The sequence below is a fragment of the Petropleomorpha daqingensis genome (genome assembly GCF_013408985.1).
Classification (GTDB): Bacteria; Actinomycetota; Actinomycetes; order Mycobacteriales; family Geodermatophilaceae; genus Petropleomorpha; species Petropleomorpha daqingensis.
Map to the genome: position 1 here is coordinate 5,279,557 of NZ_JACBZT010000001.1, position 15,133 is coordinate 5,294,689.

Here is a 15,133-nt window from a genome sequence, read left to right on the forward strand (position 1 = left end):
TGCTGAGACCCTACGGCCGCAGCCGGGCCTTGCCCGCGAGCTGGCCCACGTGCGCCGCCCCGAGCAGCTGCATGGTCCGGGTGATCTCCTTGGTCAGGACGTCGGCGACCCGCTGCACGCCGCGCTCGCCGCCGGCCATGAGCCCGTAGAGGAACGCCCGGCCGACCAGGCAGCCCCGGGCACCCATCGCGACCGCGGCGACGACGTCGGCGCCGTCGAGGATCCCGCCGTCGACGTACACCTCCGCGCGGTCCCCGACGGCGTCCACGACCGCGGGCAGCAGCTCGAGCGGGACCGGAGCCCGGTCGAGCTGCCGACCGCCGTGGTTGCTGACGACGACGGCGTCGGCCCCGGCGTCCACCACGGCGCGGGCGTCGTCCACGCCCTGCACGCCCTTGACGATGAGGGCACCGGGCCAGGACGCCTTCAGCTCACCGATGTCGGCGATCGTGGCGGCCGGCTCGAAGACCCGGTCGACCAGCTCGGCGACGGTGCCGCCCCAGGTGTGCAGCGAGGCGAACTCCAGGGGCGGGGTGGTGAGCAGGTCGATCCACCAGCTCGGGTGGACGGCTGCGTTGGCGAACGTGCGCAGGGTCAGCGCCGGCGGGATCGAGAAGCCGTTGCGGACGTCGCGCAGCCGCGGCCCGGCGACCGGGGTGTCGACGGTGAGCACCAGCGCCTCGAAGCCGGCCGCCTTCGCCCGCTCGACCAGGGCGCGGCTGGCGTCGCGGTCGCGCCACAGGTAGAGCTGGAACCACTTCCGGGCGCCGGGGGCGGCCTCCGCCAGCGCCTCCACGGACGTCGTGCCCATGGTCGACAGCGCCATCGGGATGCCGGTGCGCTCCGCGACGCGGGCGACCGCGCCCTCCCCCTCGGTGTGCATCAGCCGGGTGAAGCCGGTGGGAGCGAACGCCAGCGGCAGGGTCGACGGCGCGCCGAGCAGGGTGGTCGACGGGTCGACGACGCTGACGTCGCGCAGCACGTTCGGCAGGAACTCGACCCGCTCGTAGGCCTCCCGCGAGCGGCGCAGCGAGATCTCCGCGCCCGCGGCGCCGTCGGCGTAGTCGAAGACCGCCTGCGGCACCCGGTGGCGGGCGATCTCGCGGAGGTCGCCGACGGTCGCCGCCTTGGCCAGCCGCCGGTCGGTCGCGTCGCCCGGCAATCGGCGCGGCCGGATCAGCTCGGAGAACTCCGACCACCGTGGGACCCGCCGCTCGACCACACCCTCACCCTTCCGCCGTCAGAGGTCCTCGTCCAGGTAGAGCAGCGCGTAGGCGGCCAGCCAGTGCTCGACCATGTAATGGCTGCCGCTGACCTCGGACAGCTCGGGCTCGGCGTGCCGCCGGGCGGTGTCGAGCAGCAGGTCGCGGGCCGCGGGCACGTGCGCGGCGAGCCGGCGCAGCGCCCAGGCGCGGCTGAGGTTGAGCCCGTGCAGGTGCGCGGTCTGCCCGTCGGAGGAGTCGGCGACCACGGCCGGCTCGAACAGCCGGCGGTCCCCCAAGCCGGGGAGGTACCTCCCCAGCCAGCCCGCGAACTCCTCACCCGGCAGCACCTCCGCCATGAGCACGGCCTCGGTGAGCACCGGCGACAGGAAGTCCGCGCCGGAGGGCTCCCAGCGCACCGGTGCGTCCATGTCGGCGAGGAACCAGCGACCGGCGGCGTCCTCGATGGCGCGCAGCACCCGGCCGTCGCCGTCCTCGGCCCGTCGCCGGGCGGATGCCAGCGACCGGACCAGCCCGAACGCGCTGTTCGGGTGCACGCCGTGCCGCACCGGGTAGGGCGCCCGCGGCAGCCAGCCGAGCAGCGCGTCGAGGAAGTGGTCGGCGAGCGGCTGGAGCGCGCCGGCCCACGCGGCAGCTGCAGGCCAGGACGCCGCCTCCTCGTGCAGGGTCAGCGCCCAGCCCAGCCGTACGGGCGCTGCGCGCCGGGGTTGACCGCGTAGTAGGCGACCTCGGTCTCGATCGCCGCTGGCGTGAGGTGCTCGTCGAGCACGTCGCGGATGGCCTCGGCGTCGACCTCCGAGGGGAACCGGCGCAGCAGCCGGAGCAGCACCCAGTGCATCTCGACCGCCGAATGCCAGTCGAAGCTGCCGTAGAAGGCGGGGTGCCGGTCCCGCGGCGTCGCCGGAGCCGCACCCGGGGCCTCGTACAGCACCCGCAGGTCGTACGGGTACGCGGCGCGGACCGTGCGCAGCGCGGTCGCGGCCAGATCGGCGGCCGACGAGCGCAGATCGGTCACGGCACGCGGGTCTTGCGCACCGTCAGCGGGGTCGGGTCCACCGGCTCACCGGTGTCGACGGTGGGCGTCGCGGTGGCCACGGGCAGCTCGACGACGCCCTGGTTCTGCGGCGTCGGCAGCCAGCGGGCCCACCAGCGCAGCACGTGCTCCAGCCGCGCCAGCCGGTGCTTCGGCCGCCCCGACCGGGACAGCTCGTGCCCCTCTCCCGGGAACAGCAGCAGCTCGGTCGGGACGCCGCGGCGCTTGAGCGCGACGTAGAGCCGCAGCCCCTGCTCCACCGGGCAGCGCCAGTCCTCCTCGGAGTGGATGACGAAGGTCGGCGTCTCGATCATCCCGACGGCGGCCATCGGGCTCTGCGCCGCGATCGCCGTCGGGTCGGTCCCCAGGTACGCGTCGGGGAAGAACCACCCGATGTCGGAGGAGCCGACGAAGCTCACCGGGTCGAGGAACGCCCGTTCGCTGATCGCCGCGACGAACCGCGTCGTCCGCGTGATCAGCAGCGTGGTCAGGTAGCCGCCGTAGGAGCCGCCCATGATCCCGACCCGCTCGGCGTCCAGCCGCGGGTCCTCCAGCGCCGCGTCCAGGAACGCGAGCACGTCGTCGGCGTCGAGCGTGCCCCACCGCCCCTGGATCGAGCGCCCGTGCGCCTGCCCGTACCCCGACGAGCCGCGCGGGTTGCACTGCACGACGGCGTAGCCGGCCGACACGTAGGCCTGGGTCTCGTCGAACAGCGTCCAGCCGTACTGGGCGAACGGGCCGCCGTGGATGGTGAGCAGCACCGGGTGCGGCCCGGGGCCGTCGGGCACGGTGACCCAGCCGTGCACCGGGTAGCCGTCGGGGGCCGTCGCCGTCCGCTCCTCCATCCGGTGCACCCGGCCGGTCGCGCCCAGCTCCTTGCCGAACTCGGTCAGCCGACGGCGCCGTCCCGGCGTGATGGCGACCAGCTCGCCGGGTGAGCGGTCGTGCGCGACGGTGGCGACGACGACGCCCCCTCCGACGGCGAACCCGCGCACCGTGAACGGACCGTCGACGAGCGCGACCGGCGCGCCGCCGTCGAGCGGGACGCGGAGCAGCTCGACCGCGCCCTTGCGCTCCACCCCGAACAGCGCCGCGCCCTCGGCCAGCACCGTCGCCGGCGTCTCGTCGCCGCGCTGGTGCTCCTCCGGGTCGAGCAGCGGCTGCAGCGGACCGCCGGCGGCGTCCACCCGGCACAGCGTCTCCTGGCTGCCGACGAAGCCGAGCCCGTCCTCGCCGAGGTCGGGGACGGCGGTGACGTAGATCGTGCGGCCGGTGCGGTCGTACGCGGGCCGGGAGCAGTCGCCCCGCGACTCGGTCACCCGCCGCAGCTGAGAGCCGTCGGTCCGGACGACGTAGACGTCGGTGACCAGGTCGCGGTCGGCCCGCTCGTGCCGGGCGGAGACGAAGGCGAGCTCGGTGCCGTCCGGGCTCCACGTGACGTCGGCGCAGTCGGCGTCCCCGGTGGTGACCTGGACCGGCTGCGGCGGCGCCGCGGCGTCGTCCGTGCCGTCCTCGGGCAGCGCGACCACGAAGACCTGGCTGCGCCGGTCGGCGACGAACCCGACGTCGTCCTGCCGGTACTGGAAGGTGGTGATCAGCCGGGGCGGCTCGGCCTCCGGTCCGACGCCCTCGACCGTGCCGTAGCGGCCCTCCTCCGGGACGCGGGCGACGAACGCCAGCCGACGCGAGTCCGGCGACCACACCGGCGCACCGGCTCCCATCGCGCAGGAGGTCAGCTGCCGGGCGGCGCCGCCGGAGGTCGGCAGCACGTGCAGCTGCGGCCGGCCGCCGGGCCGCGCGGAGAGGTAGGCCAGCCAGCGGCCGTCCGGGGAGAACGCCGGGGCGCTGTCCCGGTGGCCGCTGGTCAGCGGTCGCGCGGGGGCGGAGCCGTCGGTGGGGACCGCCCAGAGCTGGCCGCGGTACTCGTCGGCCTCGAGGTCGAGCCGGCTCACGGCCACGACGGCGATCCGACCGTCCGGTGAGACGGTCGGCACCCCGGGGGTCCGCAGCAGGGCGAGATCGGTGGGCCGCACGTCCGCCGACGCTAGACCAGCACCGCGCCGGTTGGGTCCTGAGCACCGCTAACGGGTGAGGCATAACCTTCCCCCGTGACGCGACGGATCTTCACCGGTGGCCAGGTCTTCGACGGAACCGGCAGCCCCGCGGCCAAGGCGGACGTCGTCGTCGAGGACGGCCGCGTGGTGGAGGTCGGGCTCGGTCTGGACGGCGACGAGGCGGTCGACTGCTCGGGCGCGACGGTCTTCCCCGGCTTCTTCGACTGCCACGTGCACGTGATGATGAGCGGCGTCGACGTGCTGCGGCAGCTGCAGACGCCGTTCAGCTACCCCTTCTACGAGGCGGTGCACAACCTGCGCCGCACGCTCGTGCAGGGCATCACCCACGTCCGCGACGCGGGCGGCGCCGACCTCGGGGTGGCCGAGGCGGTGCGCAACGGCCTGATCGCCGGGCCGCGGATGCAGATCTCGCTCAGCATGATCAGCCAGACCGGCGGCCACGGCGACGGCTGGCACGTCTGCGGCGCCGAGCTCCCGCACCTGCAGCCGCACCCGGGCCGGCCCCGCACGATCGTCGACGGCCCCGACGAGATGCGCCGCAAGGTCCGCGAGCTGCTCCGCGCCGGCGCCGACGTGATCAAGGTGGCGACGAGCGGCGGCGTGCTCTCGGCCCGCGACGACCCGCAGCACCCGCACTTCCGCCCCGCCGAGCTCGACGTGCTCGTCGAGGAGGCCGAGGCGGCCGGGGTCGCGGTGATGGCGCACGCGCAGAGCACCGAGGGCATCAAGGCCGCCGTCCGCGCCGGGATCCGGTCGATCGAGCACGGCATCTTCCTGGACGACGAGGCGATCGACCTGATGCTCGAGCGCGGCACCTGGCTGGTGCCGACGCTGTCCGCGCCGCGGGCGGTGCTCGAGGCGGTGGCCGGCGGGGCGTCGCTGCCCGAGGCGATGCTGGCCAAGGCGGTCGCCGTCCAGAAGGTGCACGACGCCTCGGTGGCCCGCGCCGCGGAGGCCGGCGTCAAGATCGCCATGGGCACCGACACCGGCGTCGGCCCGCACGGCACCAACCTCGGCGAGCTGCCGCTCATGGCGTCGCTGGGGATGAGCCCCGAGCAGGTCTGGCGGGCCACCACGCTGGAGGCCGCCCGGCTGCTCACGGTCGACAACGGCTTAGGCAGCCTCGAGCCCGGCAAGGTCGCCGACCTCGTCGTCCTGGACGGCGACGCGGGTGACCTGACCGAGCTGGCCGGCCGCGTGCGGGAGGTCTACCGGGACGGCGAGCTGGTCGCGGCCGGCGGCGCCGCCGTCGAGGCCGGGGTGCTCCCCCGCTAGGTCCGGACCGCGTCGCGGGCCTGCCGGCGGGTCGCCATCAGGCTGGCGACCGTGGCGACCGCCAGGACGCCGACGATCACCGCCAGCGACAGCCAGATCGGGATCTCGGGGACCGCCTCGATCGGCTCGCCGCCGTTGATGAACGGCAGCGAGTTCTCGTGCAGCGCCTCCAGCACGAGCTTGACGCCGATGAAGGCGAGGATCACCGCGAGGCCGTAGGACAGGTAGACCAGCCGCTTGAGCAGGCCGCCGAGCAGGAAGTACAGCTGCCGCAGGCCCATGAGGGCGAACACGTTCGCGGTGAACACGATGAACGCCTCGCGGGTCAGGCCGAAGATCGCCGGGATGCTGTCGAGGGCGAACAGCAGGTCCGTCGTCCCGAGGGCGAGGAAGACGACCAGCAGCGGCGTCCACAGCTTCTTGCCGTCCCGGACGATCCGCAGCTTGCTGCCGGAGAACTCGTCGGTGAGCGGCAGGACCCGCCGCAGCCGGCGGATCAGCGCGTTCTCCTCGTACTCCTCGTCCTCGCCGTGCCCCTTGACCAGCGTGATCGCCGTGTACACGAGGAACGCGCCGAAGAGGTAGAAGACCCAGGTGAAGTGTGCGATCACCGTCGCGCCGACGAGGATGAAGATCCCGCGCAGGACCAGCGCGATGATGATGCCGACCATCAGCGCCTCCGGCTGCAGCTTCCGGGGCACCTTGAACCGCGACATGATGATCACGAAGACGAACAGGTTGTCGACCGACAGCGAGTACTCGGTCAGCCAGCCGGCGTAGAACTGCGTCGCGTAGTCACCGCCCGCCACCGCGAGCAGGACGAGGCCGAAGAGCAGGGCCAGCGCGACGTAGAAGGCGACCCACAGGCCGGCCTCCCGTGCCGAGGGTTCGTGCGGCCGGCGGGCCACGAGGGCCAGGTCGGCCAGGAGCAGGACAGTCAGGCCCACGAAGGTGGCGACCTCGAACCAGAGCGGCAGCTGCACGCGCGGGCCTCGTCTCGGGGATCAGGCAGCCGGCCGGACGGCGCGGTCGCTGCGGTTCTTGGCCAGGCTGGCGATGGTGGTGACCGCGAGGGTCGCGACGATGACCGTGAGCGAGAGCCAGGTCGGGATCTCGGGGATCGCCGTCACGTGCTCTCCACCGTTGATGAACGGCAGCTCGTTGGTGTGCAGCGCGTGGACCAGCAGCTTCACGCCGATGAAGCCGAGGATCACCGCCAGCCCGTAGGACAGGAAGACCAGCCGGTCGAGCAGGCCGTCGAGCAGGAAGAACAGCTGCCGCAGGCCCAGCAGCGAGAACGCGTTCGCGGCGACGACCAGGAAGGTCTCCTGGGTGAGGCCGAAGATCGCCGGGATGGAGTCGACGGCGAACAGGACGTCGGCGCTGCCGATCGCGATGAGCGCGACGGCCAGCGGCGTGATGTACCGCTTGCCGCCGAGCCGGGTGGTCAGCTGGTCGGAGTGGTACTCCTCCGTCGTCGGCAGGACCTTGCGGGTCAGCCGGAGGACGGCGTTCTCGTGGAACTCGTGCTCCTGCTGCGAACCGCTGCGCGCCTGGGCGATCGCCGTCCACACGAGGAACGCGCCGAACAGGTAGAAGACCCAGCTGAACTCCTCGATCGCGGCGGCGCCGACGAGGATGAACACGGTGCGCAGGACGAGCGCGAACGTGATGCCGTACAGCAGGACCTTCTGCTGCAGCTCCCGCGGGACGGCGAAGCTGCCCATGATCAGCACGAAGACGAAGAGGTTGTCGACCGACAGGCTCTTCTCGGTGACGTAGCCGGCGAAGTACTCGCCGCCGTACTCGGGCCCGGCGAACCACAGCACGAGCAGCCCGAAGACGACGGCGATGCCGACGTACACCGCCGACCAGGTCGCCGCCTCCCGCAGCGACGGGGCGTGCGGGGTGCGCACGTGGCCGACGAGGTCCACGGCGAGCATCGCCAGGATCACGGCGACGGTGAGGGCCCACACCCAGAACGGGACATCCATGCGGCAACGACCTCCGGCAACTGGCGTACGTCAGTGACCGGAGGTCTCTCCCGTCGCCGGCGGGCCGGCGACCGACGGAGCCGGAGGCCACAAGGCCTCGTGATGACGACTCCGCCGCGGGCGGGATACTCCCCTCCACGTTCGAATGCCTGGTGCTGCGCACCGGGCATCCACGCGACACCCTAGGGCGTCTGACGGGTCCAACGCATCCCCGACGCGCTGCTGTTCCCCGGCCGCCGGGACGAGGGTGGGCCGGAGGCTACTCTGGCCGGGCCGGGTGAGCGACGCCCCCGGCCCTTCCCGCAGCGCTCCCGAGGACGTTCCTGCATGTCGACTTCCGTCTCGCTCGCCGCCTGGATCGCAACGGGCGTGGGCTTCCTGGTGATCGTCGTGCTCGACCTCGCGGTGATCGCGCGCCGGAAGTCCGCCGTGACGATCCGCCAGGCGACGCTCTGGGTAGTCGTGTACGTGAGCCTGGCCGCGGTGTTCGCCCTGGTGCTGTTCCTGTGGCGCGGCGGCCAGTCCGGCGGGGAGTTCGTCGCCGGCTACATCACCGAGTACTCGCTGTCGGTCGACAACCTCTTCGTGTTCGTGATCATCATGTCGCGCTTCGCCGTCCCGGCCCTGGCCGTGGACAAGGTGCTCTACATCGGCATCGTGCTGTCGATGCTGCTGCGCGCGGTGTTCATCGCGGCCGGGGCCGCGGCGATCGCGGCCGCGAGCTGGGTGTTCTACATCTTCGGCGCGTTCCTGGTGTACACGGCGATCCGGCTGGCCTTCGAGAGCGCCGAGGAGGAGGCCGAGTACCAGGAGAACATGGCCGTCCGGCTGGTCCGGAAGGTGCTGCCGCTGGCGCCGGACTACTCGGGGGCCTCGCTGACGGTGCACGAGGGCCGCCGGCGGTTGTTCACGCCGCTGGTCGTGGTCATCGCGGCGATCGGCATCGCCAACGTCGTCTTCGCCCTCGACTCGATCCCCGCGATCTTCGGGCTGACCTCGGACCCGTACGTCATCATCACGGCGAACGCCTTCGCCCTGATGGGCCTGCGGCAGCTCTACTTCCTGATCGGCGGGCTGCTGGAGCGGCTGATCTTCCTCAACGTGGGGCTCTCGGTGATCCTGGCCTTCATCGGGGTCAAGCTGCTGATCGAGGCGCTGCACGGCTCGCACGTCGACAAGATCGGGCCGATCCCGCTGCCGCACATCGGGATCGTCACGTCGCTGTGCTTCATCCTCGGCGTGCTGCTGGTGACCGTCGTGGCCAGCCTGAGCAAGCAGCGACGGGACCTGCGCCGCTCCGAGGGCTGAGCCCGGCGGGCGGTCAGCCGGTGGGGCGCTTGCTCTTCGGGAGGGCGGCGACGATCGCCTCGTAGGAGGAGTCGATCAGCTCGCGGAGGTCGTCCTCGGGGACCTTGCCGGTCCAGTCGACGGAGTTCCAGCCGTAGCGGCCGATGTAGCGGCTCGTCTCGATCGCACCCGGGTAGCGCTCGCGCCACTCGGCCGCCTCCTCGGCGTCCCGGCCGCACTTGAGCCCGACCGTGCCGCCGTCCAGACCGATGAACGCGAACGCCTTGCCGCCCACCTTGGCCACCAGCTCGGCCTCGCCCCAGGGGTAGGTCTCCTCGGCGTCCGGCTTGGCCAGGCAGTAGGCGACCAGCTCGTCCCGCTCCACGGGCCGGAACCCTATGCGTGGGCGGCGTCGAGCTGGCGGAGCTCCTTCTTCAGCTCGGCGAGCTCGTCGCGCAGCCGCGCGGCGACCTCGAACTGCAGCTCGCGGGCCGCGGCCAGCATCTGCTCGTTCATCTGCGTGATCAGGTCGGCCAGCTCGGCGCGCGGCAGGCCCTGGACGTCGATCGACCCTGCCTTGGCGGCCTTCTTCGACGACAGCCCGGGCACCGGCGCCTTGCCCCGCGACTGCTGCCGGCCCGAGCCGCCGAGCAGCTCGGTGGAGGCCTCCGCGTCCTCGGACGCCCGGTAGATCCCGTCAAGGATGTCGACGATCTTCTTGCGCAGCGGCTGCGGGTCGATACCGTGCTCGAGGTTGTAGGCGACCTGCTTCTCGCGCCGGCGGTTGGTCTCCTCGATCGCCGTGGCCATCGACGGGGTGACCGTGTCGGCGTACATGTGCACCTGGCCGGACACGTTGCGGGCGGCGCGGCCGATCGTCTGGATCAGCGAGGTCCCCGACCGGAGGAAGCCCTCCTTGTCCGCGTCGAGGATCGCCACCAGCGACACCTCGGGCAGGTCGAGGCCCTCGCGCAGCAGGTTGATGCCGACCAGGACGTCGAACTCGCCCTGCCGCAGCTCCCGCAGCAGCTCGACCCGGCGCAGCGTGTCGACCTCCGAGTGCAGGTAGCGGACCTTGATGCCCAGCTCGAGCAGGTAGTCGGTGAGGTCCTCGGCCATCTTCTTGGTCAGCGTGGTGACCAGGATCCGTTCGTCCTTCTCGGTCCGCACCCGGATCTCGTGCACCAGGTCGTCGATCTGGCCCTTGGTCGGCTTGACCACGACCTCGGGGTCGATCAGGCCGGTCGGCCGGATGACCTGCTCGACGAACTCGCCGCCGCTGCGGCCCAGCTCGTAGGGGCCGGGCGTCGCCGACAGGTAGACCGTCTGCCCGATCCGGTCCTGGAACTCCTCCCACCGCAGCGGCCGGTTGTCCATCGCCGAGGGCAGCCGGAAGCCGTGCTCGACGAGGGTCCGCTTGCGGCTCATGTCGCCCTCGTACATGCCGCCGATCTGCGGCACGGTCACGTGCGACTCGTCGATGACCAGCAGGAAGTCGTCGGGGAAGTAGTCGATCAGACAGGAGCCGGCGCTGCCGGCGGCGCGGCCGTCGATGTGCCGCGAGTAGTTCTCGATGCCCGAGCAGAAGCCGACCTGGCGCATCATCTCGATGTCGTAGGTGGTGCGCATGCGCAGCCGCTGGGCCTCCAGCAGCTTGCCCTGCTTCTCCAGCTCGGCCAGCCGGTCCTCGAGCTCGTTCTCGATGCCCTTGATCGCCCGCTCCATGCGGTCGGGACCGGCGGCGTAGTGGGTGGCCGGGAAGACGAAGATCTCGTCGACCTCGCGGACCACCTCGCCGGTGAGCGGGTGCAGGTAGTACAGCCGCTCCACCTCGTCGCCGAACATCTCGATCCGGACGGCGAGCTCCTCGTAGACCGGGAAGACCTCGATCGTGTCGCCCCGGACCCGGAACGTGCCGCGGGTGAACGACAGGTCGTTGCGGGTGTACTGCTCGGTGACCAGCGTGCGCAGCAGGTCGTCGCGGTCGTGGGACTCCCCCACCCGCACCCGCAGCGCCCGGTCGACGTACTCCTGCGGCGTGCCCAGGCCGTAGATGCACGAGACGGTGGCGACCACGATGACGTCGCGGCGGGTGAGCAGGCTCATCGTCGCCGAGTGCCGCAGCCGCTCGACCTCCTCGTTGATCGAGGAGTCCTTCTCGATGTAGGTGTCGGTCTGCGGGACGTAGGCCTCGGGCTGGTAGTAGTCGTAGTACGAGACGAAGTACTCGACGGCGTTGTCGGGGAACAGCTCGCGGAACTCGTTGGCCAGCTGCGCGGCCAGGGTCTTGTTCGGCGCCATCACCAGCGTCGGGCGCTGCACCTGCTCGACCAGCCAGGCGGTGGTCGCCGACTTGCCGGTACCGGTGGCACCGAGCAGGACGACGTCCTTGTCGCCGGCGTTGACCCGCTCGGACAGCTCCTTGATCGCCGTCGGCTGGTCGCCCGAGGGCTCGAACTCGCTGACGACGCGGAAACGCCCCTGGGTGGGTCGGATGTCGGTCTTCGCGCGCACGGGAACGACGGTACGACGCCGGTGTGACAGAACGGGCGGCTGCGCGTTGCGGGGCGATCGGAGGCGAAAGGTGCTCGCCGGGTACTTGTCCTGTCGCGGGGTCTGCCCCTAGCGTTCCGGGACGCAGTAGCGGTGCTCGTCGGGGACCAGCGCCACCCGGGTTGCCGGGCGAGGTCGGACCCCGGCGGGCACCGCTCTCTTCGTTACCGGGCAGGTCAGTCCCGGCCGAGCACCCGGAGCGCCGGGCGCGCCCCCAGCCGGGTCAGGGTCCCCGTGGCCTCCTCGAGCAGCGCCGCGGCCTCCGCCTGGCGGCCCTCCTCGCGCAGCCGCTCGGCGAGCTCCCCCTGCACCTGCGCGCGCCAGTACGGGTAGCCGAGGCGGTCCAGCTCGGCGAGGGCGGTGCGCAGCCGCTCCTCGATCCCGGCCCCGTGCTGCAGCGCCGCCAGGCGCGCCCGGAAGCGGGAGAGCTGGGCCCGGATGAACGGCGGGACCTGGCCGGGCGAGCGCACGGGGACCAGGTCGAGCAGGCGCTCCGCGTCGTCCGTCCGGCCCAGCCGGAGGGCGGCGTCCACCGCGACCGGCCAGCCCCAGCGGACGGCGTCCGACGACAGCCCGATCGCCGTCCGGGCGTCCCGCGCCGCCTGGCCGCCGTGCGCGAGGGCGGTCTCGAGATCGCCCTCCGCGGAGGCGACGAGCGCCGAGGCCGCCAGGGCGGAGGCGCGGGCCTGGACGTCGGCGGAGTCCCGCCAGCCGGCGAGGACGGCGAGGTGCTCCCGGGCGGACTCCACCTCGCCGACGAGGCCCTGGGCGAGCACGACGCCGAAGTGCAGGGCCTGGCTCTCGACGATGCCCGAGGGCACCTCGTCCAGCACGCCGGCCAGGCGACGCTGCGCCGCGGTCCAGCCGCCGGTGAACAGGTCGAGCTGGGACAGGTTGAGCGTCGGCCACGCCAGGGCGACGTCGCCGAGCATGCGGGCCAGCTCGACGGCCTCCTCGAGGACGGCCGGCGCACCGGGCCGGTCGGCGCCCAGGTGCAGCGCGCCGATGTTCGACAGCGCCCGCAGCCGGGGCCGCAGGTCGCCGTCCCGGCCCAGCAGGTCGAGCGCCCAGCGGTAGAGCAGCAGCGACTCGTCGATCCGCCCGGAGAAGGCCAGCGCGTCGGCCCGCTGGCTCGCGGCGCGGCCGAGCAACCGGGGATCCCCCACCGCCGCGGCGAGCGACAGCGCCCGGTCGGCGTGCTCCAGCGCGACCGGCACCTCGCCGTCGAGCCAGGCCACCCGGGCGAGCCCGAGCACCCAGTCCGGGATCCCAGGGTCCTCCGGATCGGCCGCGTCCAGCGCCTCCGCCAGCCGCTTCTCCGCCTCGGCCAGCCGCCGCAGGTTGACCAGCACCTCGCAGCTGGGCGCGACGAGGGCCCGGGCGGCGTCCTCGCGGCCGGCCGCGCGGTGGTCGGCCGCCACCCGGTCGTAGAGCTCCAGGGCCTCGGCCGACCGGCCGGCGAGGAACGCGGCCCCGGCGGCCGCGGCCAGCCGCCGCGCCGCCACCTCCTCGTCGGCGGTCAGCTCCGCGGCCGCGCGGTACGCGTGCTCGGCCGCCGCCGGCGCACCGACCGCCCGCGCCCGGTCCCCCGCCCGGCGGAAGGCCACCGCGGCGTCGTCCCTGATCGCGGCGGCGTCCGGCGCGTCCGGCACGGCCGCCCAGGCCTCCCGGTAGTGGGTGGCCAGGACCTCCACGACCTCCTCGCCGTCGTCGGGGAAGGCGGCCCGCAGGTGGGCGGCGGCGCGCAGGTGGCGCGCCTTGCGCTCCCGCTTCGAGAGGCTGTCGTAGGCGACCGTGCGCAGCAGCGACTGGGCGAACGTGTAGTGACCCCGGTCCGGCGAGAGCGGGTCCCGCCGCACGGTGAGGACGTCGCGGCGGACCAGGTCGGCGAGCGCGAGGTCGACGGCGTCGGCGGGCAGGTCGCTCATCGCGTCCACGGCGGCCCGCGGGAGGCTGCCGCCGAACACGGACAGGTCGCGGACCAGGGCGCGCTCGTCGGGCGGCAGCGCGTCCAGCCGGGCACCGAGCAGCGCCGACAGGGTGGCCGGCACCTGGAGCTCGTCGATCGGCCCGACCAGCGTCCGTCGTCCGTCCCGCTCCACCACCAGGCCGCGGTCGAGCAGGCCACGGATCGTCTCGAGGACGAACAGCGGGTTGCCCGCTGCGTGCCCGGTGATCAGGGTCCGCACCCGGTCCGGCAGGTCCGGCACGAGCTGGTCGAGCAGCGCGCCCACCGCCGCGTCGGACAGCGGCTCCACCCCGACGGCGGTGGCGTTGCGCCGGCCGGACAGCAGCGACGGCCGGGCGTCGAACAGCTCGGGGCGGGTTAGGACGACGACGAAGACCCGGTGCGCGGGCGACCAGTCCAGCAGCTGCTCGAGGAAGTCCAGGAGGCCGGCGTCGGCCCACTGCATGTCCTCGAAGGTGAGGACGACGGGCGCCTCCTCCGCCAGCTGCTCGACGAACAGCCGCCAGCCGGCGAAGAGCTCCTGCCGGGGCAGCTCGGCGTCCTCGCTGCCGAGCAGCACGCCCAGCCGCGGCTCCACGTACCGGCGGGCCACCGGGTCGCCGACCCAGCGCTCCAGCCCGACCCGCAGCTTCTCCCGGACGACGTCGGGCGGGTCCTCCTGGGCGATGCCGAGCCGCTGGCGGACCATCTCGGCCAGCGCCCAGTAGGCCACCCCGTCGCCGTAGGCCAGGCACCGGCCGGTGTGCCACAGAACGCCGAACGCCAGGCCGTCGACGTGCTTCTCGAACTCCCAGTGCAGCCGGCTCTTGCCCACGCCGGCCTGGCCGGTGAGCGCGACCAGCCGGGTGCGCCGCTCCTCCAGGCAGGAGTGGAAGAGCTCCTTGACGACGGAGAGCTCCCGGGCCCGGCCGACCAGCGGCGCCTCCAACTCGTCGACCCGGCGGCCGCCCCGGACCCCCGCGATCACCCGCTGGGCGCGCCACAGCCGCAGCTGCTCCGCCTTGCCCTTGAGGGTGTGCGTCCCGGCGTCGGCGTACTCGATCGCCGCCACCGTGACCTCGTGGGTCGCGGCGTCGACCAGGACGCCGCCCGGCGGCGCGGCCCCCTGCAACCGCGCGGCCGTGTTCACCCGGTCGCCGACGACGATGCCCTCCAGCGGGTTGCCGAGCGAGGCGGCCCGGCCGGTGACCACGCCGGCGCGCGCCTGCAGCGCGAGCCCCAGCGCCTCGCCGTAGACCGGGACGGCGTCGACCAGGTCGAGCGCGGCGCGGACGGCCCGCTCGGCGTCGTCCTCGTGGGCGGCGGGCACCCCCCAGACCGCGACGACGGCGTCCCCGATGTACTTCTCGATCTCGCCGCCGTAGCGGCGCACCACGGTCCGGGCGACGTCGAAGTACCCCGACAGCACCGCCCGGACGTCCTCGGCGTCGCGCTGCTCGGCCAGGGCGGTGTAGCCGACCAGGTCGCAGAACAGCACGGAGACCCGCCGCACCTCGGGCGCCGGCGGCGCTGGTGCTTCCGTCTGCGGAGCTGCCAACGGGACGCCGCAGTCGCCGCAGAACCGCTCTCCCGGCTCGTTGGAGCTGCCGCACGCCGGGCAGGACGCGACCAGCGCCGCACCGCACTCGGCGCAGAACTTGCGACCCTCGCGGTTGACTGCTCCGCACGCAGCGCAGGTCATGGTGCGGTCAGGGTCGCCCCGTCCGTCGGAGACGGTCAAGACG

General features: G+C 73.3%; 9 protein-coding genes and 1 pseudogene. 2 read left to right on the plus strand and 8 right to left on the minus strand.

Annotation, left to right across the window (positions count from 1 at the left end; all coding sequences use genetic code 11):
- Window positions 1–10: 10 nt before the first annotated feature.
- From GGQ55_RS25980 to GGQ55_RS25990, 3 genes and pseudogenes are all read right to left on the minus strand, one after another.
- Window positions 11–1,222: an alpha-hydroxy acid oxidase gene (locus tag GGQ55_RS25980; protein WP_179721838.1), complete on the minus strand. Its 1,212-nt coding sequence runs from the start codon at window positions 1,220–1,222 to the stop codon at window positions 11–13.
- Window positions 1,223–1,240: 18 nt separating this feature from the next.
- Window positions 1,241–2,238, minus strand: a pseudogene (locus GGQ55_RS28690) (DUF2891 domain-containing protein).
- Window positions 2,235–4,289 carry a S9 family peptidase gene (locus GGQ55_RS25990; protein WP_179721840.1) on the minus strand — a complete coding sequence of 685 codons (2,055 nt, stop codon included), beginning with the start codon at window positions 4,287–4,289 and terminating at the stop codon, window positions 2,235–2,237. The pseudogene GGQ55_RS28690 and the gene GGQ55_RS25990 overlap by 4 nt, the downstream one beginning before the upstream one ends.
- Before the next feature lie 75 nt (window positions 4,290–4,364).
- Between GGQ55_RS25990 and GGQ55_RS25995 the strand changes: the two genes are divergently transcribed.
- Complete coding sequence (locus GGQ55_RS25995; protein ID WP_179721842.1) at window positions 4,365–5,606, plus strand: metal-dependent hydrolase family protein; 1,242 nt, start codon at window positions 4,365–4,367, stop codon at window positions 5,604–5,606.
- On the opposite strand, the gene GGQ55_RS26000 is transcribed toward GGQ55_RS25995, so the two are convergent.
- Window positions 5,603–6,589, minus strand: a complete 987-nt coding sequence (locus tag GGQ55_RS26000) for a TerC family protein (RefSeq protein WP_179721845.1) — start codon at window positions 6,587–6,589, stop codon at window positions 5,603–5,605. The genes GGQ55_RS25995 and GGQ55_RS26000 overlap by 4 nt on opposite strands.
- Before the next feature lie 21 nt (window positions 6,590–6,610).
- The gene (locus GGQ55_RS26005; RefSeq protein ID WP_179721848.1) at window positions 6,611–7,600 is read right to left on the minus strand and encodes a TerC family protein; all 990 of its coding nucleotides are present in this window, start codon (window positions 7,598–7,600) and stop codon (window positions 6,611–6,613) included.
- A gap of 327 nt (window positions 7,601–7,927) precedes the next feature.
- On the opposite strand from GGQ55_RS26005, the gene GGQ55_RS26010 reads away from it, so the two are divergent.
- Window positions 7,928–8,908 (plus strand): TerC/Alx family metal homeostasis membrane protein, encoded by a 981-nt coding sequence (locus GGQ55_RS26010; protein WP_179721851.1) that lies wholly within the window; start codon window positions 7,928–7,930, stop codon window positions 8,906–8,908.
- Between the two features lie 13 nt (window positions 8,909–8,921).
- Here GGQ55_RS26010 and GGQ55_RS26015 read toward each other — a convergent pair whose 3' ends face one another.
- The 3 genes from GGQ55_RS26015 to GGQ55_RS26025 form a co-directional block, all read right to left on the minus strand.
- A complete protein-coding gene (locus tag GGQ55_RS26015) occupies window positions 8,922–9,272 on the minus strand; it encodes an MmcQ/YjbR family DNA-binding protein (protein ID WP_179721854.1) in 351 nt (116 codons plus the stop codon).
- 11 nt (window positions 9,273–9,283) lie between these two features.
- Window positions 9,284–11,401, minus strand: coding sequence for an excinuclease ABC subunit UvrB (gene uvrB, locus GGQ55_RS26020; protein WP_179721857.1), 2,118 nt, complete (start codon window positions 11,399–11,401; stop codon window positions 9,284–9,286).
- A 215-nt stretch (window positions 11,402–11,616) separates the two neighbouring features.
- Window positions 11,617–15,090, minus strand: a complete 3,474-nt coding sequence (locus GGQ55_RS26025; RefSeq protein WP_179721860.1) for an ATP-binding protein — start codon at window positions 15,088–15,090, stop codon at window positions 11,617–11,619.
- Window positions 15,091–15,133 lie beyond the last annotated feature (43 nt).

Excerpts from the sequence above, each read along its gene's own strand:
- GGQ55_RS26005 (WP_179721848.1), bottom strand. The coding sequence starts at position 7,600 with ATGGATGTCCCGTTCTGGGTGTGGGCCCTCACCGTCGCCGTGATCCTG.
- GGQ55_RS26010 (WP_179721851.1), top strand. The coding sequence starts at position 7,928 with ATGTCGACTTCCGTCTCGCTCGCCGCCTGGATCGCAACGGGCGTGGGC.
- GGQ55_RS26025 (WP_179721860.1), bottom strand. The coding sequence starts at position 15,090 with ATGACCTGCGCTGCGTGCGGAGCAGTCAACCGCGAGGGTCGCAAGTTC.